At 69.5% G+C, this 429-nt stretch carries 1 protein-coding gene; it reads right to left on the bottom strand.

Annotated elements, in window-relative coordinates; genetic code table 11:
• The coding region (locus tag ADL05_RS29155; RefSeq protein WP_156366103.1) for a condensation domain-containing protein at nt 1–429 on the bottom strand (429 nt) is incomplete at both ends.

Genomic DNA, 429 nt, shown 5'->3' with positions numbered 1-429 from the left:
GCCGGTCCAGTGCCCGATCGCGCTGGCGACGGCGGTGAGCAGGGCGTCGTTGACCTGTGTGTTGAAGACGGCGGGCAGGTCCTGCAGGAGCGCGCGTGCCTGCTCGGTGCTGAGAACGGCCTCGTGCACCCGGCTGTGGCCGATGGTGTTGGGCTCGGTGGGCCCGTCGGTGGGGAGGTCGCGGGTCGGGGCGGACTGCTCGTTCCAGTACGGGATTTCCTGGGAGGTGTCGGTACCGCGGCTCTCCTCGTGCAGTCGGTGGGCCCATTGCTGCCAGGAGCTGGTCTTGGCGGGGAGGGCGGGTTCCTGTCCGTCGCGCAGTTGCTGGGTGAGGGTGTCGAGGTCTTCGAGGATGATGCGCCAGGACACCACGTCGACCACGAGGTGGTGGGCGACCAGGAGCAGCCGGTTCTCGCGCTCGACCCCTTC

Origin of the sequence: Nocardiopsis sp. NRRL B-16309 (assembly GCF_001279585.1) — a bacterium.
In the GTDB taxonomy this organism is placed as follows: Bacteria; Actinomycetota; Actinomycetes; order Streptosporangiales; family Streptosporangiaceae; genus Nocardiopsis.
Note: the sequence above shows the minus strand (reverse complement) of the source record. Positions and strands in the feature narration are given on the sequence as shown.